Origin of the sequence: Rhodococcus sp. USK10 (assembly GCF_019378875.1) — a bacterium.
Lineage (GTDB): Bacteria > Actinomycetota > Actinomycetes > Mycobacteriales > Mycobacteriaceae > Rhodococcus_F > Rhodococcus_F pseudokoreensis.
Map to the genome: position 1 here is coordinate 7,650,768 of NZ_CP076048.1, position 19,949 is coordinate 7,670,716.

General features: G+C 67.9%; 17 protein-coding genes. 16 read left to right on the top strand and 1 reads right to left on the bottom strand.

The window, feature by feature from the left end:
• Positions 1-45 precede the first annotated feature (45 nt).
• From I1A62_RS41900 to secA, 13 genes are all read left to right on the top strand, one after another.
• Positions 46-1,125 carry a tobH protein gene (locus I1A62_RS41900; RefSeq protein WP_206005395.1) on the top strand — a complete coding sequence of 360 codons (1,080 nt, stop codon included), beginning with the start codon at positions 46-48 and terminating at the stop codon, positions 1,123-1,125.
• Positions 1,125-2,357: a mannose-6-phosphate isomerase, class I gene (gene manA, locus I1A62_RS41905; RefSeq protein ID WP_124390388.1), complete on the top strand. Its 1,233-nt coding sequence runs from the start codon at positions 1,125-1,127 to the stop codon at positions 2,355-2,357. Before I1A62_RS41900 ends, manA begins: the two co-directional genes overlap by 1 nt.
• Positions 2,358-2,434: 77 nt before the next feature.
• Positions 2,435-3,361, top strand: coding sequence for a cation diffusion facilitator family transporter (locus tag I1A62_RS41910; RefSeq protein WP_124390387.1), 927 nt, complete (start codon positions 2,435-2,437; stop codon positions 3,359-3,361).
• Positions 3,362-3,389: 28 nt separating this feature from the next.
• Positions 3,390-4,898 carry an amino acid permease gene (locus I1A62_RS41915; RefSeq protein ID WP_124390386.1) on the top strand — a complete coding sequence of 503 codons (1,509 nt, stop codon included), beginning with the start codon at positions 3,390-3,392 and terminating at the stop codon, positions 4,896-4,898.
• Between the two features lie 144 nt (positions 4,899-5,042).
• Positions 5,043-5,663: a TetR/AcrR family transcriptional regulator gene (locus I1A62_RS41920; RefSeq protein ID WP_124390385.1), complete on the top strand. Its 621-nt coding sequence runs from the start codon at positions 5,043-5,045 to the stop codon at positions 5,661-5,663.
• A 90-nt stretch (positions 5,664-5,753) separates the two neighbouring features.
• Positions 5,754-7,238: an adenosylhomocysteinase gene (ahcY, locus tag I1A62_RS41925; RefSeq protein WP_206005391.1), complete on the top strand. Its 1,485-nt coding sequence runs from the start codon at positions 5,754-5,756 to the stop codon at positions 7,236-7,238.
• A gap of 56 nt (positions 7,239-7,294) precedes the next feature.
• Positions 7,295-7,978 carry a dTMP kinase gene (locus I1A62_RS41930; RefSeq protein WP_124390383.1) on the top strand — a complete coding sequence of 228 codons (684 nt, stop codon included), beginning with the start codon at positions 7,295-7,297 and terminating at the stop codon, positions 7,976-7,978.
• A gap of 45 nt (positions 7,979-8,023) precedes the next feature.
• Positions 8,024-8,701 (top strand): MtrAB system response regulator MtrA, encoded by a 678-nt coding sequence (mtrA, locus tag I1A62_RS41935; RefSeq protein WP_005240059.1) that lies wholly within the window; start codon positions 8,024-8,026, stop codon positions 8,699-8,701.
• Positions 8,698-10,470 carry an MtrAB system histidine kinase MtrB gene (gene mtrB, locus I1A62_RS41940; protein ID WP_206005389.1) on the top strand — a complete coding sequence of 591 codons (1,773 nt, stop codon included), beginning with the start codon at positions 8,698-8,700 and terminating at the stop codon, positions 10,468-10,470. The genes mtrA and mtrB overlap by 4 nt, the downstream gene beginning before the upstream one ends.
• Entirely contained in the window at positions 10,467-12,260 is a 1,794-nt protein-coding gene (gene lpqB, locus I1A62_RS41945; RefSeq protein WP_219458005.1) for an MtrAB system accessory lipoprotein LpqB, read from the top strand. The genes mtrB and lpqB overlap by 4 nt, the downstream gene beginning before the upstream one ends.
• A 31-nt stretch (positions 12,261-12,291) precedes the next feature.
• Positions 12,292-12,990: a ComF family protein gene (locus I1A62_RS41950; protein ID WP_124390380.1), complete on the top strand. Its 699-nt coding sequence runs from the start codon at positions 12,292-12,294 to the stop codon at positions 12,988-12,990.
• Between the two features lie 171 nt (positions 12,991-13,161).
• The gene (gene hpf, locus I1A62_RS41955) at positions 13,162-13,839 is read left to right on the top strand and encodes a ribosome hibernation-promoting factor, HPF/YfiA family (protein ID WP_124390379.1); all 678 of its coding nucleotides are present in this window, start codon (positions 13,162-13,164) and stop codon (positions 13,837-13,839) included.
• Positions 13,840-13,990: 151 nt separating this feature from the next.
• A complete protein-coding gene (gene secA / locus I1A62_RS41960) occupies positions 13,991-16,858 on the top strand; it encodes a preprotein translocase subunit SecA (protein ID WP_219461712.1) in 2,868 nt (955 codons plus the stop codon).
• Positions 16,859-16,873: 15 nt separating this feature from the next.
• Here secA and I1A62_RS41965 read toward each other — a convergent pair whose 3' ends face one another.
• Positions 16,874-17,386, bottom strand: a complete 513-nt coding sequence (locus tag I1A62_RS41965) for an Rv3235 family protein (RefSeq protein ID WP_124390378.1) — start codon at positions 17,384-17,386, stop codon at positions 16,874-16,876.
• A 105-nt stretch (positions 17,387-17,491) separates the two neighbouring features.
• Here I1A62_RS41965 and I1A62_RS41970 point away from each other — a divergent pair, with 105 nt between their 5' ends.
• Genes I1A62_RS41970 through I1A62_RS41980 form a run of 3 tightly spaced genes read left to right on the top strand, consistent with a single transcriptional unit; the run spans position 17,492 to position 19,890 of the window.
• Complete coding sequence (locus I1A62_RS41970; RefSeq protein WP_124390377.1) at positions 17,492-17,929, top strand: HAD-IA family hydrolase; 438 nt, start codon at positions 17,492-17,494, stop codon at positions 17,927-17,929.
• Positions 17,923-19,347, top strand: coding sequence for a wax ester/triacylglycerol synthase family O-acyltransferase (locus tag I1A62_RS41975; protein WP_124390376.1), 1,425 nt, complete (start codon positions 17,923-17,925; stop codon positions 19,345-19,347). The genes I1A62_RS41970 and I1A62_RS41975 overlap by 7 nt, the downstream gene beginning before the upstream one ends.
• A gap of 30 nt (positions 19,348-19,377) precedes the next feature.
• Entirely contained in the window at positions 19,378-19,890 is a 513-nt protein-coding gene (locus I1A62_RS41980; protein ID WP_219458006.1) for a hypothetical protein, read from the top strand.
• The last annotated feature ends 59 nt before the right edge of the window (positions 19,891-19,949 follow it).

The window sequence follows — 19,949 nt, forward strand, 5'->3', positions numbered from 1 at the left end:
GCTGCGAATGTGGCTTGCACTGATGAGGAAAGGGGGTGCGGTGTCATGACAGCGCCGACGCCCCTGCTCGATCTGGACGACGGGGACGCACTGGTTTCCGCCGACACCGAGGGCGTACTACGTTCCGCCGCAATGGGGGGTGCCCAGATCAGGGCCACCCGGTCCGCTGTCGAGGAAGGGGCTCTCGAACGACTGCAGGGGCTGCGTCCGCGCAGCGTGGTGGTGGTCACCGGCGCGGGGCGGGCCAGCCGCGGGGCCGGGATCCTGACGGCGGTCCTCGCCGAACGGATCGGATTCCCGCTGGTGCGCGCCACCCGGACGCCCGTCTGGGTGGGCCCGCTCGACGTGGTCGTGGTGGCCGGCGACGACGCGGGCGACCCCAGGCTCGTGCAGGCAATCGACGCGGCGGTGCGCCGCGGCGCCGAAGTGGTGGTCGCGGCACCGGACGAGGGACCTTTACAGGCGGCAGGGGCGGGCCGCGTGGTCATGTTCGCGCCGCGGGTCCGGGCACTGACCCGGCACGGTCTGCTGCGGTATTTCGCGGTTCTGCTGGCCGTCCTGCGGGTGGTCGGTTCGGAACGCTGGGGCGACGAGGTTCCCGACCTCGAGCAACTCGCCGACGCGGTCGACGGTGAGGCGCTCCGCGACCGGCCGGACAGCGAGGTGTTCCACAACCCCGCGAAATCACTGGCCTCCCGCATGCAGGGACGCCGCATCGTGCTCACGGGAGACACGGAGAGCACGGTGGAGCTGGCCCGCCACGGCGCCGAGGCGCTGCTGCACGCCGGGCGCGTGGCGACGGCGTCGGAGCTTCCGGACGTGCTGAGTGCGGCGGGCACGTTCCGCGTCGACCAGGCGCTTTCCGCGCACGACTCGATCTTCCACGATCCCGAACTGGACGGTCCGCCGCCGGCGAGCCCGGTCCGCACATTCGTGCTGTCGGCCGATGCCGATCGGATGCTCGTCGAACGCCGGATCGCGGTCCTCGGCGACGTCGACCTCGTCGTCGCGTCGTCCGACGAGGGGCCGGTCCCCTCGCAGCGCCCCGAATTGGAACAGGCGGCGGTCCTGGTCGGCAGGCTCGACATGACGGCCGCGTATCTACAGCTGATCGGCGGTATCTAGTGCACCGACTCGAAGGTGCACTCCGGTCCTACGCGTGGGGATCGCGCACCGCCATCGCACAGCTGCGCGGACTTCCGGTTCCCACGGCACATCCGGAGGCGGAACTGTGGCTGGGCGCGCACCCCGGTGACCCGGCCCGTGTCATCACCGACGAGGGGCCCCGGTCTCTTCTCGATCTGGTGCACTCGGAGCCCGAACGCCAGCTCGGCAAGCGGAGTGTCGAGGCGTTCGGCGAACGCCTCCCGTTCCTCCTGAAGCTGCTCGCGTCGGAGGAACCGCTGTCGTTGCAGGCGCATCCGAGCGCCGAGCAGGCGTGGGAGGGATTCGCCCGGGAGAACGAGGTGGGAATCCCCCTCGAGTCCTCCGTGCGCAACTACAAGGACGCCAGCCACAAACCCGAACTCGTCGTGGCCCTCAGCAGGTTCCACGCGCTCGCCGGTTTCCGCGACCCCCAGCGCACGGTCAAACTGCTCGAGGCGATCGCCGTTCCGGAACTGCAGCCCTACGCCGGCCTGATCGCCGGCCAACCCGACTCGGACGGACTCCGCGCGCTGTTCACCACGTGGATCACGTTGCCGCAGCCCGTGCTCGGTGCGCTGATGCCGAGGGTGCTCGACGGATGCGTCGACTACCTGTCGAACACCAGGGACGGTGAATTCGCGGCCGAGGTCCGCACTGCCCTCGAACTGAGCGAGGTGTACCCGGGGGATGCGGGTGTGCTCGCCGCGCTCCTGCTGAACCGGGTCACCCTCGAACCGGGGCAGGGTCTGTACCTCGATGCCGGCAACCTCCACGCCTACCTGCACGGGATGGCGGTCGAGATCATGGCCAACTCCGACAACGTGCTGCGCGGGGGACTGACGCCGAAGCACGTGGACGTTCCGGAGTTGCTGCGGGTCCTCGACTTCGACACCGTCGATATTCCCATCCTGGAGGCGCAGGTGCGTCCTGGCGGTGGCGAATTCGTGTACTCGACGCCTGCGCCGGAATTCGTCCTCGCGCGGATCGACCTGTCACCGGACGGCCCGGCGGAGCACCGGCTCGATTCGGAGGGGCCGCACATTCTGCTGTGCACCTCGGGTTCGGTGGAGCTGCGGTGTGGAACCGACGGCCTCGAACTCTCCCAGGGAAACGCCGTCTGGATCGCGGCCGAGGACCCCGAAGTGGTGGTGACGGCAGGCACCGAGTGCGCCCAGTTGTTCAGTGCGAGGGTCGGCTCCCCGATCGCGTAGCCTGTGAGCGCCCTGCGATCCGGGAAGGCCTCCGCGGCCCGCCGTGAGGGTCGTGTGCGACCGAGAGGAGGAGTCAGTTGTCGGCTCATGGGGGAAAGAAGGCGATTCTCGCCGCGCTCGGCGCCAATGCCGGTATCGCGGTGGCCAAGTTCGCCGGCTTCCTGATCACCGGCTCGTCGTCCATGCTGGCGGAATCCGTGCACTCGGTGGCCGATACCTCCAATCAGGGATTGCTCCTGCTCGGCCAGAAGAAGGCCGAACGCGCCGCCGACGATCTGCACCAGTTCGGTTACGGGCGCAGCCGCTACTTCTACTCCTTCGTCGTCGCGCTCGTGTTGTTCAGCCTCGGTTCGCTGTTCGCGATCTACGAGGGCATCCACAAGATCCAGCATCCCGAGGAACTGTCGTCGCCACTCGTGGCGGTGGTCATCCTGGTGATCGCCATCGCGCTCGAGGGGTTCAGCTTCCTCACCGCCATGCGGGAGTCGCGTCCGCTCAAGGGGCAGGCGAGCTGGTGGGGATTCATCCGCACGTCGCGCAGCCCGGAACTACCCGTCGTGCTGCTCGAGGACACCGGCGCACTGGTCGGTCTCGTCCTCGCGCTCGGCGGTGTCGGACTGACGATGCTCACCGGCGATCCGGTGTGGGACGGGGTCGGCACCCTCTGCATCGGCGCCTTGCTCGGCGTCATCGCGATCATCCTCATCGTCGAGATGCAGAGCCTGCTGATCGGTGAAGGCGCCACCGCCGACGAGGAGGCGAAAATTCTCGCCGCCCTCGCCGACGGCGAGAAGATCGAGCGCGTCATCCACTGCAAGACGCAGTACCTCGGGCCCGAGGAAATCCTCGTGGCGGCGAAAGTGGCGATGGCCCCCGGTTCGAACATCGGTGCGATCGCCGAGGCCATCGACGAGGCCGAGGCGCGGGTGCGGGGCGCCGTCCCGGCGGCTCGCCGCATCTACATCGAACCCGACCTGTTCCGGGCGACCGAAGGCATAGGCTGAACGGCAACTTTCGATTGAGGAGGCTGATGTGGCCATCCAGGACAAAGGCAGCGGAGGACCGGATATCGGCGGCAGGCCGACCGGATTGTTCCGCACCAAGTCGATCGAGCAGTCGATCCGTGACACCGACGAACCGGAAACCAAACTCCGCAAGGATCTGACGGCGTGGGACCTGACCGTGTTCGGTGTCGCCGTCGTCATCGGTGCCGGCATCTTCACGCTCACCGCGCGCACCGCGGGCAACGTCGCGGGTCCCTCCGTGTCGGCTGCGTTCGTCATCGCCGCCATCGCGTGCGGCCTCGCCGCGCTCTGCTACGCGGAGTTCGCCTCGACCGTTCCGGTCGCGGGCAGCGCGTACACGTTCTCCTATGCGACGTTCGGTGAACTGGTCGCGTGGATCATCGGCTGGGACCTCATCCTCGAATTCGCGCTCGCCGCGTCGGTCGTGGCGAAAGGCTGGTCGCTCTATCTCGGTGAGGTGATCGGCAACCATTCGCCGATCGCGCAGATCGGCTCCGTCAAATTCGACTGGGGTGCGGTCCTCATCGTCGCGATCATCACCGTCGTGCTGGCGACGGGCACCAAGCTGTCGTCGCGCGTCTCACTCGTGATCACCTCGATCAAGGTGGCCGTCGTCCTGGTCGTCGTGGTCGTCGGCGCGTTCTACATCGACCCCGACAACTACTCGCCGTACATTCCGCCGTCCGAGGCGGGCAGCACGGGCGAGGGCATCCACCAGTCCCTGTTCTCCTACGTCACGGGCGCGGGCGGCAGCACGTTCGGCTGGTACGGGCTGCTCGCGGCGGCCAGCCTGGTGTTCTTCGCGTTCATCGGGTTCGACATCGTCGCCACCACCGCCGAGGAGACGAAGGATCCGCAGAAGGCGCTGCCCCGCGGAATCCTGGGATCGCTGCTGATCGTGACGATCCTGTACGTGGCGGTGACGCTGGTGCTCACCGGCATGGTCGACTACCACGAATTGGCCGGGGACAGTTCCAATCTGGCCACCGCCTTCGGCATCCACGGGATCACGTGGGCGAAGAACCTGATCTCGTTCGGTGCACTGGCCGGCCTGACCACCGTGGTGATGGTGCTGATGCTCGGGCAGACCCGTGTGCTGTTCGCCATGTCCCGGGACGGGCTGATGCCGAGGCGGCTGGCGCCGACCGGCAAGCACGGCACCCCCGTTCGGATCACCGTGCTCGTCGGTGTCGTCGTGGCCGTGCTGGCGGGTGTCTTCCCGATCGGCACCCTCGAGGAGATGGTGAACATCGGAACGCTGTTCGCGTTCGTCCTCGTGTCGATCGGTGTGATCGTGCTGCGTCGCACCCGCCCGGACCTGCCCCGCGGATTCCGGGTCCCGTTCGTGCCGGTGGTGCCCATCCTCGCGGTTCTCGCCTGCCTGTGGCTGATGGTCAACCTGTCCGTCGAGACGTGGATCCGGTTCGTCGTGTGGATGGTGATCGGTGTGATCATCTACTTCGCCTACAGCCGCCGTCACTCCATGATGGAGCGGCGCAGCCGCGGCGAGGTCTGAGGCGCTGAAGGTTGTCCGGCTGGGGTGCAGTAGAATTCGGCGCCTCGCGCCGGCGCGGCGCCGTAATTCGTTGGGACGACTCCCCGGACGAGCGGAGCCGCCCGGATTACGGTGCGGCGAAAGCGGGGCACTAAGGTCGTCGCCATGACTTCGTCGCGTGTCCGGGTGCCCTATCAGGAGGCTGCGCGGCTGCTGCTGCGTCAGTCGGTGCTGGACGCGATGCGGGATCTCCTCTTCGAGAAGGACTGGTCCGACATCACGATGTCGGATGTCGCGGCCGGCGCCGGGGTGAGCAGGCAGACGCTCTACAACGAGTTCAAGTCCCGGCAGGGCCTGGCGGAGGCGTACGCCCTCCGGCTCGCCGACGAACTGGTCGACGCGGTCGACGAGGCGCTGGTGACGAACGTCGGGCAGGGCCGCGCCGCGCTGCTCGCCGGTTTCACCGCGTTCTTCGCGGCCAGCCTGTCCGACCCTCTGGTGCAGTCACTTCTGCGCGGCGAGACCAAGCCCGACCTGCTGCGGCTGATCACGACCGAGAGCGCGCCGATCATCGAGCGGGCGTCGACGCGGCTCGCCGAGGTGTTCCAGCGGGGCTGGGTGCGGGCGAACCCGTCGGACGCGGGGATCCTCAGCCGCGCCATCGTGCGTCTCGCTATGAGTTACATCTCGATGCCTCCCGAATCCGAGGCCAACGTCGCCGAGGATCTGGGCGCTCTTCTGGGGCCTTTCGTGGACGAGGCCGTCGGTGGAGCCGATCGGCAGTGATCGCCCGGTCGCGCCGTGTCACGTGAGTGTGACCGCCGGGCCGCAGTACCGATAGCCTTGACCGAAACAGCAGTCAACCAGGAGAGGCAGATGACGACCTCAGTTTCAACCACGCCCGTGGCCGAGAGCCGTAACGGGATCGATTTCAAGGTGGCGGACCTTTCGCTCGCCGAGTTCGGCCGCAAGGAGATCCGGCTCGCCGAGCACGAGATGCCGGGACTGATGGCGCTCCGCCGCGAGTACGCAGAGGTGCTGCCGCTCAAGGGCGCTCGCATCTCCGGTTCGCTGCACATGACCATCCAGACGGCCGTGCTCATCGAGACGCTCACCGCGCTGGGCGCCGAGGTCCGCTGGGCCTCGTGCAACATCTTCTCGACGCAGGATCACGCCGCCGCCGCGATCGTCGTCGGCCCGCACGGCACGCCGGAGGAGCCGCAGGGCACCCCGGTGTTCGCGTGGAAGGGCGAGTCGCTCGAGGAGTACTGGTGGGCCGCCGAGCAGATGCTCACCTGGCCGGACGCCGACAAGCCCGCGAACATGATCCTCGACGACGGCGGCGACGCCACGATGCTCGTCCTCAAGGGCGCGCAGTTCGAGAAGGCGGGCGTCGTGCCGCCCACCGACGACGACCAGGACTCCGACGAGTACAAGGTGTTCCTCGCCCTGCTGCGTCAGTCCCTCGAAGCGGACAAGACCAAGTGGACGAAGGTCGCGGAGTCGGTCCAGGGCGTCACCGAGGAGACCACGACCGGTGTCCTGCGTCTGTACCAGGTCGCTGCTGCCGGTGAGCTCGTCTTCCCTGCGATCAACGTCAACGACTCGGTCACCAAGAGCAAGTTCGACAACAAGTACGGCACCCGCCACTCGCTGCTCGACGGCATCAACCGCGGCACCGACGTGCTGATCGGCGGCAAGGCCGCACTCGTCTGCGGTTACGGCGACGTCGGCAAGGGTTGTGCCGAGGCGCTGCGCGGACAGGGTGCCCGCGTCGCGGTCACCGAGGTCGACCCCATCAACGCGCTGCAGGCACTGATGGACGGCTTCGAGGTGAAGACGGTCGAGCAGGCCATCGGCTGGGCCGACATCATCATCACGTCCACGGGCAACAAGGACATCATCACGTTCGATCACATGAAGCAGATGAAGCACCAGGCCATCCTGGGCAACATCGGTCACTTCGACAACGAGATCGACATGGCCGGCCTCGAGCGGTCCGGTGAGATCACCCGCATCAACATCAAGCCGCAGGTGGACGAGTTCCGGTTCAAGGACGGCCACTCGATCATCGTGCTGTCCGAGGGCCGCCTGCTGAACCTCGGCAACGCGACCGGCCACCCCTCGTTCGTGATGAGCAACAGCTTCTCCAACCAGGTGATCGCCCAGATCGAGCTGTGGACGAAGCCGGAAGAGTACGACAACGAGGTGTACCGCCTCCCGAAGCACCTCGACGAGAAGGTCGCGAAGATCCACGTCGAGGCCCTCGGTGGCACGCTCACCAAGCTCACCAAGGAGCAGGCGGAGTACATCGGCGTCGACGTCGAGGGCCCGTTCAAGCCCGAGCACTACCGGTACTAGAGGCCGCGGCGTCCCCCGGTCCGTCGCGTGCGGGCCGGGGGATAGCCTTGCTCCCCGTGGGAACACTGATTGCGCTGGAAGGCCTGGACGGCGCGGGCAAGCGAACACTGGTCGGAGCCGTCGTGACTCGCCTCGCCGAACGGGGTCTGACGGTCGGCACCCTCGACTTTCCGCGGTACGGCAGGTCCGTGCACGCCGATCTGGCGTCCGAGGCGCTCAAGGGCGCGCACGGGGACCTCGCCGAGTCCGTGCACGCGATGGCCGTCATGTTCGCCCTGGACCGGTCCGGTGCCGTCGGCGAGCTGTCCGCACTGCTCGCCGGCCACGACCTGGTGATCCTCGACCGTTACGTGGCGTCCAACGCGGCGTACGGCGCGGCCCGGTTGCACCAGGCTGCGGACGGGGAGTTCGTGGGCTGGGTGGAGAACCTCGAATTCGAGCGGCTGGGGCTGCCCCGACCCGACCTGCAGCTGTATCTGGACGTCCCCGTGGCGCTCGCCGCGGAACGCGCCCGTGGCCGCGAATCGGCGGATGCCAGCCGGTCCCTCGACTTCTACGAACGCGACCGCGGCCTGCAGGAACGCACCGGTGAGGTGTACCGCGAGCTGGCCGTGAAGGACTGGATTTCGCCGTGGTGGGTGCTCACCCCGGACACCGATCCGGTCACGCTCGCCGAAAACCTGGCACTCTTGAGTGACGACACGGCACGCCGTGACGAGAAAGAACACGGCACGCCGTAACGGCGAACGGGCTGTTACGGCCTCCGAAGATGCAACGATAGGGACATGAAGCCAAGGATTCTGGTTGTCGACGACGACACTGCGCTCGCGGAGATGCTCACGATCGTGCTCCGCGGCGAAGGATTCGATCCGTATGTGGTGGGGGACGGGACCCAGGCGCTCACCGCGGTCCGGGAGACACGCCCCGACCTGGTGCTGCTCGACCTGATGCTGCCCGGCATGAACGGCATCGACGTGTGCCGTGTCCTGCGGGCCGATTCCGGTGTTCCCATCGTGATGCTGACCGCGAAGACGGACACCGTCGACGTGGTCCTCGGATTGGAATCCGGCGCGGACGACTACATCATGAAGCCGTTCAAACCCAAGGAGCTGGTGGCTCGGGTCCGGGCTCGGCTTCGCCGGACCGAGGACGAGCCGGCCGAGCTGCTCAGCATCGCCGACATCGTCATCGACGTCCCCGCCCACAAGGTGAGCCGGGGCGAAGAACTGATCTCCCTCACCCCCCTCGAGTTCGACCTGCTGGTGGCGCTGGCGCGCAAGCCGCGACAGGTGTTCACCCGTGAGGTGCTGCTCGAGCAGGTGTGGGGTTACCGACATGCGGCCGACACCCGACTCGTCAACGTGCACGTGCAGCGTCTGCGTGCCAAGGTCGAGACTGATCCCGAGAATCCCGAAGTGGTTTTGACGGTCAGGGGGGTCGGCTACAAGGCCGGACCGCCGTGACAGGTGTTTCCCGATGGCGGCGTCGTGTCAACCGACGCGTTTCGCCGATCCTTCGGTGGGGTCACTCACTGAGCAATACCCTTGCGCACACGTGGCGTCGTTCGCTGCAGCTGCGAGTCGTCGTCTCGACGTTGACGTTGTCGCTCATCGTCATCGTCGTGCTCGGCGTCGTGCTGACGAGTCAGATCACCGACCGTCTGCTCGAGACGAAGATCAATGCGGCCACCGAGGAGATGGACCGTGCGCGGAGCACGGTGGAGGGGCAGCTGGCAGGCGCGGACGACAGTAGTTCGCCCACCACGCAGCTCGACGGCGCCAGGGCCGCCCTGACGAACCGCGAGCCCGACGCCGGGCAGGCGTCGGGCTCGGCGGGCACGTTCGACCCGGTGCTGATCGTGCCCGGTGACGGCCCGCGCGCGCCGACGTCGAGTGGTCCGGCGGACCAGATCCCGGAATCGCTGCGGGCGTTCGTCCAGGCCGGTCAGGTGGCGTACCAATTCGCTACCGTGAACGATCCGGAAGGCTATTCGGGGCCGGCGCTGATCGTCGGGAGCCCGACCGCGTCGGCGATCTCCACGCTCGAGCTGTACCTGGTGTTCCCGCTGGCCAGTGAGGACCGCAGCCTGTCGCTGGTCCGCGGCACGCTGCTGGTGGGTGGCGCCGTCCTCGCCGTGCTGCTCGCAGCCATCGCGCTCCTCGTCGCCCGGCAGGTGGTCCTGCCCATCCGGTCGGCGTCACGGATCGCGGTGCGTTTCGCGGACGGCCGGTTGAAGGAACGCATGCCCGTGCGCGGTGAGGACGACATGGCCCGGCTGGCGATGTCGTTCAACGAGATGGCGGAGAGTCTGTCCAAGCAGATCACCCAGCTCGAGGAGTTCGGAAACCTCCAGAAGCGATTCACCTCCGACGTGAGCCACGAGCTGCGGACACCGCTGACGACGGTGCGGATGGCGGCCGATCTCATCCACGACGGCAGCGACGACCTCGACCCCGTGCTGCGGCGGTCCTCGGAGTTGCTGGTCGCGGAACTCGACCGGTTCGAGGGGCTGCTGGCCGACCTCCTCGAGATCAGCAGGCACGACGCCGGCGTCGCGGAACTGGCCGCCGAGCAACTCGACGTCCGGATGTGTGCGCGCGCGGCGATCTCGACCGTCCGGCACCTCGCGCGCGAGAGCGGGACCGAACTGATCGTGGACCTGCCCGACCAGGCGGTGATGGCCGAGGTGGACCCGCGTCGCGTGGAGCGCATCCTGCGGAACCTGCTGGCGAACGCGATCGACCACGGAGAGGGCAAACCGGTGCTGCTGCGCGTGCGCGCCGACGACAGCGCTGCGGCGTTCATCGTGCGCGACCAGGGCGTGGGCCTGCGGCCTGGCGAGGAGAAGCTGGTGTTCAACAGGTTCTGGCGGTCCGATCCGTCGCGCGTGCGACGGTCGGGCGGTACCGGCCTCGGACTCGCGATCAGCGTGGAGGACGCGAATCTCCACGACGGCAGGCTGGAGGCCTGGGGTGAACCCGGCCAGGGCGCCTGCTTCCGGTTGACGCTGCCCCGGGTGCGGGGACGCAAGGTCGTGTCGAGCCCGCTGCCTCTGAAACCGGGGACCGCGAAATACGTTCAAGGGCAGCCGGTTCCGGGCGACGACACGTTGCCGGTGCGCAACGAGAGCCCGGAGGCGGCGGTCGAGGAGTCCCACACGGTTCCCCAGAAGCGTGAGCGTGCGCACGTCGGCGACCGCGACGGTGCCCACGTGCCGGAGTCGGACCTGTGACGCCCGCCCGGCGATCCGCCCTGCTGTTGCGGTCGGTGTGCGGTGCGATCGTCCTTGCGGTGCTCGTGACCGTCAGCGGGTGCGCGAGCCTTCCGGATTCGTCCACCCCGCAGGCGATCGGCACGATCAGCCGTGACTCACCGGGTTCGAGTGTCGCGGCACCGGCACCGGGACGCGAACCCGACCTGCTGCTGCGCGACTTCTTCAAGGCCAGCACCGATCCGACCGACCGGCACATCGCGGCCCGCCAGTTCCTCACGCCCGGTGTGTCCGGCCGGTGGGACGACGCGGCCAGCGCCACCATCGTCGACAAGGTCGACGTCCTCCCGGAGACCCGGTCGGCCGACCAGGCGACGTACACGATCCGCGCCAACAAGGTGGGTCAGCTCGAGCCCGGCGGGCTGTATGTGGCGGAAGAGGGCAGCTTCGAGACGAAGATCAGTCTCGAGCTGCAGGGCGGTGAATGGCGGATCTCCGAACTCCCCGCGGGCGTGATCCTCGACCGGGCGCAGTTCCTGAACACCTACCAGCGCAAGTCACTGTACTTCCTCGACCCGGCCGGGACGACGGTCGTGCCGGACCCGCGCTGGGTGTCGGGCGCCCAGGACCAGATGGCGTCGCAGCTGATCGGTCTGCTGATCGACGGGCCCAAGGTCGCGCTCGCCCCCGCCGTGCGCAACGAACTCGGTAACGGGGTCTCGGTGCGCGGCCCGATCACGAAGGCCGACGGCCGCACCGCGCAGGTCGGGGTGGGTCTCGGCGGGATCCGGATCGACTTCGCCGGCGTGCCGCCGATGGACGCGCAGCAGAAGCAGCTGTTCGCGGCGCAGGTGATCTGGACGCTGGCCAACGCGGAGATCTCGGGCCCCTACGTGCTGCTCGCCGACGGCGAGCCGTTCGACGAGCGGTTCCCGAACGGGTGGACCACCGCCGATGTCGCGTCCATGAACCCGTTCGCGACGTCCAGCGCCACCGTGGGCCTGCACGCGCTGCGCGAGGGGTCGATGGTGAGCGTCACCGAGACCGGTGTCACCCCGGTGCCCGGGTACTTCGGTTCGGCCCGCAACATGCGTTCGCTCGCGTTGTCGCAGGACGGGAAGCTGGTCGCCGCCGTCGCCGACACCGGGCGTCCCGCGCCGGAACCCGCGAGTTCGCTGATGGTCGGGGCGTACGAGGACGGTGCCGCATCGGTGCTCGAGGGCGGCGCGATCACCCGCCCCACGTGGGCACCCGACAACTCGGCGATCTGGGCAGCGGTCAACGGCAACACGGTCATTCGGGTGTTGCGCGAGCCCGGCACCGGCCGGACGTCGGTGGTCAACGTCGACGCCGGCGCCGTCACCGCACTGGGCGCCACGATCACCGAGTTGCGCCTGTCCCGCGACGGGGTGCGTGCGGCACTGATCGTCGACGGCAAGGTCTATCTCGCTATCGTCACCCAGATGCCGGGTGGTCAGTACGCGTTGACGAATCCCCGTGCGGTCGCGATCGGACTGGGCAGCCCGGCGCTGTCCCTGGACTGGAGCACGAGCGACACGATCGTCGTCGCGCGTGCGGCGTCGGACATCCCGGTGGTACAGGTGGCCGTCGACGGTTCGCGGATGGACGCGCTGCCGAGCCGCAACCTGACCGCGCCGGTGGTGGCCGTGGACGCGTCGACGACCACGGAGTTCGTCGCCGACTCCCGGGCGGTGTTCCAGTTGAACAACAACGATCCGGCCGGCGACCGGTACTGGCGGGAGGTCCCCGGGCTGACGGGTGTGAAGGCGATCCCGGTCCTGCCGGGCTGAGGCTGTCGGTGCGGGCCCGGATACTGCCCGCATGCGCGCCCTGCCCGGTCTCCGGACCCTGCTCGACCTGATCCTGCCCGCCGAGTGCGGCGGCTGCGGGGTGCCGGGCACCCAGTGGTGTGTCCGCTGCGCCGCGGAGGTGGCCGACGATCCCGTGCTGCTCCGGCCGCGCGTGGATCCCGGCGTCGGGGTGTGGGCGCTCGGGCCGTACTCGGGTGCCCGCCGCAGGGCCGTCATCGCCGTGAAGGAGCGTGGCCGGCGCGATCTCGCCGCGCCGCTCGGATCCGGGGTCGCGGGCGCTCTGAGCCGTCTGCAACAGTGGGGTGAACTCGACCCGCCGGACGTCGCTCCGGTGGTTCTCGTGCCGGCTCCGACGCGCCCGCGGGCGGCCCGCGCACGCGGTGGCGACCCCGTCACCCGGATCGCCGTCGCCGCGGTGGGGGAGAGGCGCGTGTGTCCTGCACTCGTGATGCGGCGCGCCGTGCGTGATTCGGTCGGACTGAACGCAGATCAACGTCGAGTAAACCTAGAGGGTGGCGTCCGGCTGACGCGCAGCGGCGCTGCATTCGCGCGACGGCTCGAGTCGGAATCGTCCTCACTGCAACAGGTTTCAGTGGTGCTGCTGGACGACGTGTCGACCACCGGCGCGACCGCGACCGAGTCGGTCCGGGTGCTGTCGAAGGTGGGTATCCGGGTGAGTGCGGTGGTCGTCGTGGCAGGTGTTGGATGAAATTCTGCCGAACAGTGGCACTCGCGCGCGTTACGTACTAGCGTCGCGGACACACCCGAAAACACAGGTAGGAGGTGGAACTTCGAACCTGGTGCCGGGCGGACCCCCTTCCGGCATTGCTCAAACTCGCCGCCGCCCATCAAGGGGCGGGGCCGTAATCGGGAGGTACGAGTGACGACCCCTTCGCAAGCCTCGGTTTTCGTCGACGACCGCACTACGGAAGCACAAGAGAAGACGGATACCCCCACCGCCGAGATCGTCGTCAAGGGACGCAACGTCGAGGTACCCGACCACTTCCGCGTGTACGTCTCCGAGAAGCTGTCGCGCCTCGAGCGCTTCGATCCCTCCATATTTCTGTTCGATGTCGAACTTCAACACGAACCCAATCGACGCCAGAGGAAGAACTGCCAGCGCGTCGAGATCACTGCCCGAGGCAAGGGGCCGGTAGCCCGAGCCGAGGCATGCGCCGACAGTTTCTACGCAGCATTCGAGTCGGTGACCGCCAAGCTCGAGAGCAGGCTCCGCCGCACCAAGGACCGGAAGAAGGTCCATTACGGGGAAAAGACCCCGGTGTCGGTGGCGGAAGCCACCGCCGCACTCGCCGAGGACGACAGTCTCGGCATCAGTCCTGACATCTCCCTGGACGGTCAGGTGTCGGAAGAACACACACCGGGTCACGTCGTGCGGACCAAGGAACACACGGCCACGCCGATGACCATCGACGACGCTTTGTACGAGATGGAGCTGGTAGGACACGATTTCTTCCTGTTCCACGACAAGGAGTCGGACAAGGCGTCCGTCGTCTACCGGCGGCACGCGTTCGACTACGGATTGATCCGCCTGGCGTGACGCACTCCCGTTCCGCCTGACGATCCGAGCGGTCGGTCTACTCGTCCGATCGCGGAAGCGCCTACCATGGAATCCGGCCGGGGTTCTCGGACCTCCGGCCGGATTTTGTGTGTCACCCATCCACTGCCGAAGATTGAGGACGAACAAGACTGTGCCGTCGCTGTCGCTATCGAAGCTGCTCCGTGTTGGTGAAGGTCGCATGGTCAAGCGGCTCAAGCACATCGCCGACCACGTTTCCTCGCTGTCGCCCGAGGTCGAAGACCTGACCGACGAGCAACTCCGCGCGAAGACCGAGGAGTTCCGCGCCCGCTACCGTGACGGCGAGACGCTCGACGAGCTGCTGCCCGAGGCGTTCGCCGTCGCCCGCGAGGCGTCCTGGCGGGTCATCGACCAGCGGCACTTCCACGTGCAGATCATGGGCGGCGCCGCCCTCCACTTCGGCAACATCGCCGAGATGAAGACCGGTGAGGGCAAGACCCTGACCTGCGTGTTGCCCGCGTATCTCAACGCGATCGCCGGGGACGGCGTGCACGTCGTCACGGTCAACGACTACCTCGCCAAGCGCGACTCCGAGTGGATGGGCCGCGTCCACCGCTTCCTCGGACTCGACACCAGCGTGATCCTGTCCGGTATGTCGCCCGCCGAGCGTCGCGCGGCGTATGCGGCGGACATCACATACGGCACCAACAACGAGTTCGGGTTCGACTACCTGCGCGACAACATGACGCACTCCCTGGACGACCTGGTCCAGCGCGGGCACAGCTTCGCTGTCGTCGACGAGGTCGACTCCATCCTCATCGACGAGGCCCGGACCCCCCTCATCATCTCCGGCCCCGCCGACGCGTCGAGCAAGTGGTACGCGGAGTTCGCGCGTATCGCGCCGCTGCTCAAGCGCGACGTCCACTACGAGGTCGACATCCGCAAGCGCACCATCGGCGTCCACGAGGCCGGCGTCGAGCTCGTCGAGGACCAGCTCGGTATCGACAACCTGTACGAGGCCGCCAACTCGCCGCTCGTGAGCTACCTGAACAACGCCATCAAGGCCAAGGAGCTGTACACGAAGGACAAGGACTACATCGTCCGCGACGGCGAAGTGATCATCGTCGACGAGTTCACCGGCCGCGTCCTCGTCGGCCGCCGCTACAACGAGGGCATGCACCAGGCGATCGAGGCCAAGGAGAAGGTCGAGATCAAGGCCGAGAACCAGACCCTCGCCACGATCACGCTGCAGAACTACTTCCGGCTGTACGACAAGCTGTCGGGCATGACGGGTACGGCCGAGACCGAGGCCGCCGAGCTGCACCAGATCTACAACCTCGGCGTCATCCCGATTCCCACCAACCGGCCGATGGTCCGCGTCGACAACGGCGACCTGATCTACAAGACCGAGGAAGCCAAGTTCGACGCCGTCGTCGACGACGTGGTGGAGCGGCACGAGAAGGGCCAGCCGGTCCTCATCGGCACGACCAGCGTCGAGCGGTCCGAGTACCTGTCGAAGCAGTTCACCAAGCGCGGTGTGGCGCACAACGTGCTGAACGCGAAGTTCCACGAGCAGGAAGCTCAGATCATCGCCGAGGCCGGCCGGTCGGGCGCGGTCACCGTGGCCACCAACATGGCCGGTCGTGGTACCGACGTCGTGCTCGGCGGCAATCCCGACATCATCGCGGACATCGCGCTGCGCAAGCAGGGACTCGACCCCGTCCACACCCCCGACGACTACGAGGCGGCGTGGGACGACGTCCTCGACCAGGTCAAGGCCGAGGTGAAGGCCGACGCCGACAAGGTGCGCGAGGCGGGCGGGCTGTACGTCCTCGGCACCGAGCGGCACGAGTCCCGGCGCATCGACAACCAGTTGCGCGGCCGGTCCGGCCGTCAGGGCGACCCGGGTGAGTCGCGGTTCTACCTGTCCCTCGGCGACGAGTTGATGCGCCGGTTCAACGGTGCGGCGCTGGAATCGATCATGACCCGGCTCAACCTGCCCGACGACGTTCCGATCGAGGCGAAGATGGTCTCGAAGGCCATCAAGAGCGCTCAGACGCAGGTGGAGCAGCAGAACTTCGAGATCCGCAAGAACGTCCTCAAGTACGACGAGGTGATGAACCAGCAGCGCACGGTCATCTACAACGAGCGCCGTCAGATCCTCGAAGGCAAGGACATGGAGGGCCAGGTCGAGAAGATGATTACCGACGTGGTCACCGCCTACGTCGACGGCGCCACCGCGGAGGGCTATGTCGAGGACTGGGATCTCGAGCAACTGTGGACGGCGCTCAAGACGCTGTACCCGATCGGTGTCGACTACAAGGAACTGGTCGGCGACGGCGACGACGAGACGAAGGACATCACCGCCGACGAACTTCGCGAGACCCTGCTGAAGGACGCGCACGACGCCTATGCCCGGCGTGAGGCCGAGATCGACGGCGTCGCCGGCGAGGGATCGATGCGCGAACTCGAGCGCCGGGTCCTGCTGAGCGTCCTCGACCGGAAGTGGCGTGAGCACCTCTACGAGATGGACTACCTCAAGGAGGGTATCGGCCTGCGGGCGATGGCCCAGCGCGATCCACTCGTCGAGTACCAGCGCGAAGGTTTCGACATGTTCGGCGGCATGCTCGAGGGTCTGAAGGAGGAGTCGGTCGGATTCCTGTTCAACCTCCAGGTCGAGGCGGCCGCCCCGCAGGCGGCGCAGGCCCCGGGCGTCAGCGTCACCGCGGCTTCCGCGGCAGCGACGGCGTCGGCCGCACCCGCTCCGGCGGCGCCGCGACCGCTACCCACCCAGGAGGCGGCGCAGCAGGCGCAGGGCACGGCGGCACCGTCCGCCCTCCGCGCGAAGGGACTGGACGACGGCGAGCCCCGCGGGCTCACATACTCCGGGCCTGCAGAGGACGGCAACGCCCAGCTCAGCCGCCGCGGAGCGGCCGAATCGGACGATGCCGCCGACGCCGGAACCCGTCGCCAGCGGCGGGAGGCGGCGCGGTCGCAGTCGAAGAGCAAGAAGGCCCCGCGGACCAAGCGCAAGCGCTGATCACAGGCGAGCCGATCAGCCGATCACCAGCGAGGTGACGGTCCAGCCCGTGTCGGACTGCTGTTCGACACGGGCTGCGATCACGAAGATCCGGGGTCCTCGGCCGTAGGTGCCGAACGCCTCGAACGCGCAGGGCTCCACCGCGCGCAGGTGCACGCGGACCAGTGTCGCGACACCGAGTCGCCGGGCAGGCGACTCGGTGAGCGCGTGTGTGCGCACGACGTCGACGAGCGACGGCGTCACCAGCGGCCGCAGTTGCCGGACGTTGCGGCGCCGATCCAGCACCTCGAGGACGAGGCGGAACGCCTGCTCCGTGAACCGCTGAACGTCCGGCGACGGAAGCAGCAGCGTTCCCGGCTGCGTCGCGGCGCTGCGCGGCGACGCCCCCGAGTGGGGCGACGACCGATGTCTGCCGCGCCCGCGCGTGTGCCGTGCCCCCGAACGCCCCGGCAGGATCGGCTCGGCGTCGTCGCCGGCCGCCGGCTCGAAGCGCGGCACCCGCGACAGGAACGTGTAGGACTCACTCATTTCTTACCCCCCGGTTTCGGCATGAGACGGCCGTCGTAGCGGTCATGATCGCACGGATCCCGTCGTCGTGTCGCCGAACCGTGGAGTGGCCCATAGGGTGGGGACGTGCGGGGATTGATATTGGACTTCGGCGGCGTTCTCGCGGGTCCCGGTTCGGACATGGACGGCCTGTCGTCCGTCCTCGCCGGTGCCCGGACCCGTGGTGTGCGGACCGCGATCCTCAGCAACGATCCCGGCGGTCCCGGCGCGCAGTGGTTGCGGGAACTCGGCGACGGCCGGCTGGTCGATCAGGTCGTGCTGTCCGGGGATGTCGGTGTCGCCAAACCTGATCCGCGGATCTACCGGCTGGCGGCCGACGCGCTCGGTCTGGACCCGGGCGACTGTATCTTCGTCGACGACCTGCCGGTCAACGTCCGGGGTGCGGTGGCCGTCGGGATGGTGGGCATCCACCACGTCGACGGCGCGGCCACGGCGGACGAGATAGCGATACTTCTCGAGGTGGATCGAGACGGGATGCAAGGGGGACAGGCGCCGACATGGTGACGAGACTGACTACGCAGGATGCATCGTTCTACTTTCTCGAGGCGAGCAGTACGCCGATGCACGTGGGATCGCTGGCGATCTTCCGGAAGCCGCGAAACGGGTTGTCCTACGAGGAATTGCTGAGCCTCGTCGAGGAACGGCTGAGCCTGGTGCCGCGCTACCGGCAGAAGGTGCGGGAGGTGGCGCTGGGACTGTCGCGTCCGGTGTGGGTGGACGATCAGGACTTCGACATCGAGTACCACGTCCGGCGGTCGGCGCTGCCGAAGCCCGGATCGGACGCCCAGTTGCACGACCTGGTCGCACGGCTCACGTCCCGGCCCCTCGACAACACGCGGCCGCTGTGGGAGATGTACCTGGTGGAGGGGCTGTCGAACAACCGCTTCGCGATCTTCACGAAGTCGCATTCCTCGCTGGTCGACGGCGAGACGGCGCTCGAGATCGGTCAGGTGATCCTGGACCCGGCGAAGACCCGGCGGCCGATGGCGGAGGAACTGTGGATGCCGAGCCCCGCCCCCAGTGAGTCCACTCTCATCGCGGGGGCGCTGGCGGAGTTGGTGTCGAGGCCGGGGGAGGGTCTGGCGGCGCTGCGGATGACGTTGGGTGACATGGCGTCTGCGCTCGGTGAGACCGTGCGCACCGTCGGCAAGCTCGCCGCCGTGGTCCGCACCGCGACGCAGGTGGCGCCGTCGAGTCCGCTCAATGCGACGATCTCCCGCAACCGGCGCTTCGCGGTGGTCAAGACCGAACTGGGCGACTACCGGAAGATCCGCGCACAGTACGGGTGCGAGGTCAACGACGTCATCCTCGCCGTCGTGTCGGGCGCGATGCGGTACTGGCTGCTGTCCCGCGGCGAACCGGTGGCCGAGTCGACCACGGTCCGGGCCATGGTCCCGATGTCCGTGTACGCGACGGACCCCGACGCCGACGACGAGGCGTCCCGCCGCGGCGAGTGGGCGGACCCGCGGAGCATGGTGTCGTCCTTCCTCATCGACCTGCCGGTCGGGGAACCGAACGCGGTGGTGCGGCTGTCGCACGTGGCGCACGCCATGGAGGCGCACGCGAAGCAGAGTCAGCGGGTCACCGCGGAGACCCTGGTGCGGTTGTCGGGGTTCGCGCCCGCCACGCTGCACGCGATGAGTGCCCGTGTCGCGAGCAGTTTCTCGCAGCGCATGTTCAACCTGATGATCACCAATGCGCCGGGACCGCAGATGCCGCTGTACGTCGGGGGAGCGCGGATGCTCGAGATGTATCCGGTGTCGCCCCTGCTGAAAAACCAGACTCTGAGCATCGGCCTCACGTCCTACGACGGCAACGTCTACTACGGTTTGAATGCAGACCGTGACGCCATGGCCGACGTGGACGTGGTGGCGGCGCTGCTGTACGAATCTCTCGAGGAGTTGTTGGATGCCAGCCGGTGAGAAGTCCGCGGTGCGAATGACGGGTGACGCATGACGAGGGTGTACGTTCCCGCGACGATCGAGATCCTCCAGCGGCTCGTCGCCGACCAGGAGTTCGATCCGATGAGCCGGACCGCCTTCGCCGTCACCGCCACGCTCCGCGAGGCGTACTCCTCGGGCGACGAGGACGAACTGGCCGAGGTCGCGATGGCCGAGGCCGCCCGGGCGTCGCTGCGTCTGATCGCGGGCCGGGTGGGGGAGAGCGGGAGCGACGGGGTCCGCTTCCGCCGAGCGGTGGTCGCCGCGGACATCGACGACGTGACACCCCGCCCGGACCTCGACGACGCCGTGGTGCGGTTGCCCGGTCCGGTGACGATCGGCCGGGTCGCATCGGTACACGTAGACCTCGCGGAGGCCGAGCCCGACATCGAACGGGCCGTGTCGGCGATCGACGAGGCGGATCTCGGGGATCCGGACGCCGAGTTCGTTCTCGGTGACGCCGAGGATCACGTACTGGCGTGGTACGCCACTCAGGAGCTTCCGTTCCTGCTCGAACTGCTCTGACCGGTACGTCCTCTTACCTTGGGGTAACCTACGGTACCGTAACTTAAAAACCTACGGTA

Bases quoted from the DNA above. Each gene is read 5' to 3' on its own strand.
- I1A62_RS41975 (WP_124390376.1), top strand. From the start codon at position 17,923: ATGGTGACGAGACTGACTACGCAGGATGCATCGTTCTACTTTCTCGAG.
- I1A62_RS41950 (WP_124390380.1), top strand. From the start codon at position 12,292: ATGCGCGCCCTGCCCGGTCTCCGGACCCTGCTCGACCTGATCCTGCCC.
- I1A62_RS41965 (WP_124390378.1), bottom strand. From the start codon at position 17,386: ATGAGTGAGTCCTACACGTTCCTGTCGCGGGTGCCGCGCTTCGAGCCG.
- I1A62_RS41900 (WP_206005395.1), top strand. From the start codon at position 46: ATGACAGCGCCGACGCCCCTGCTCGATCTGGACGACGGGGACGCACTG.
- I1A62_RS41980 (WP_219458006.1), top strand. From the start codon at position 19,378: ATGACGAGGGTGTACGTTCCCGCGACGATCGAGATCCTCCAGCGGCTC.
- mtrA (WP_005240059.1), top strand. From the start codon at position 8,024: ATGAAGCCAAGGATTCTGGTTGTCGACGACGACACTGCGCTCGCGGAG.
- I1A62_RS41920 (WP_124390385.1), top strand. From the start codon at position 5,043: ATGACTTCGTCGCGTGTCCGGGTGCCCTATCAGGAGGCTGCGCGGCTG.
- ahcY (WP_206005391.1), top strand. From the start codon at position 5,754: ATGACGACCTCAGTTTCAACCACGCCCGTGGCCGAGAGCCGTAACGGG.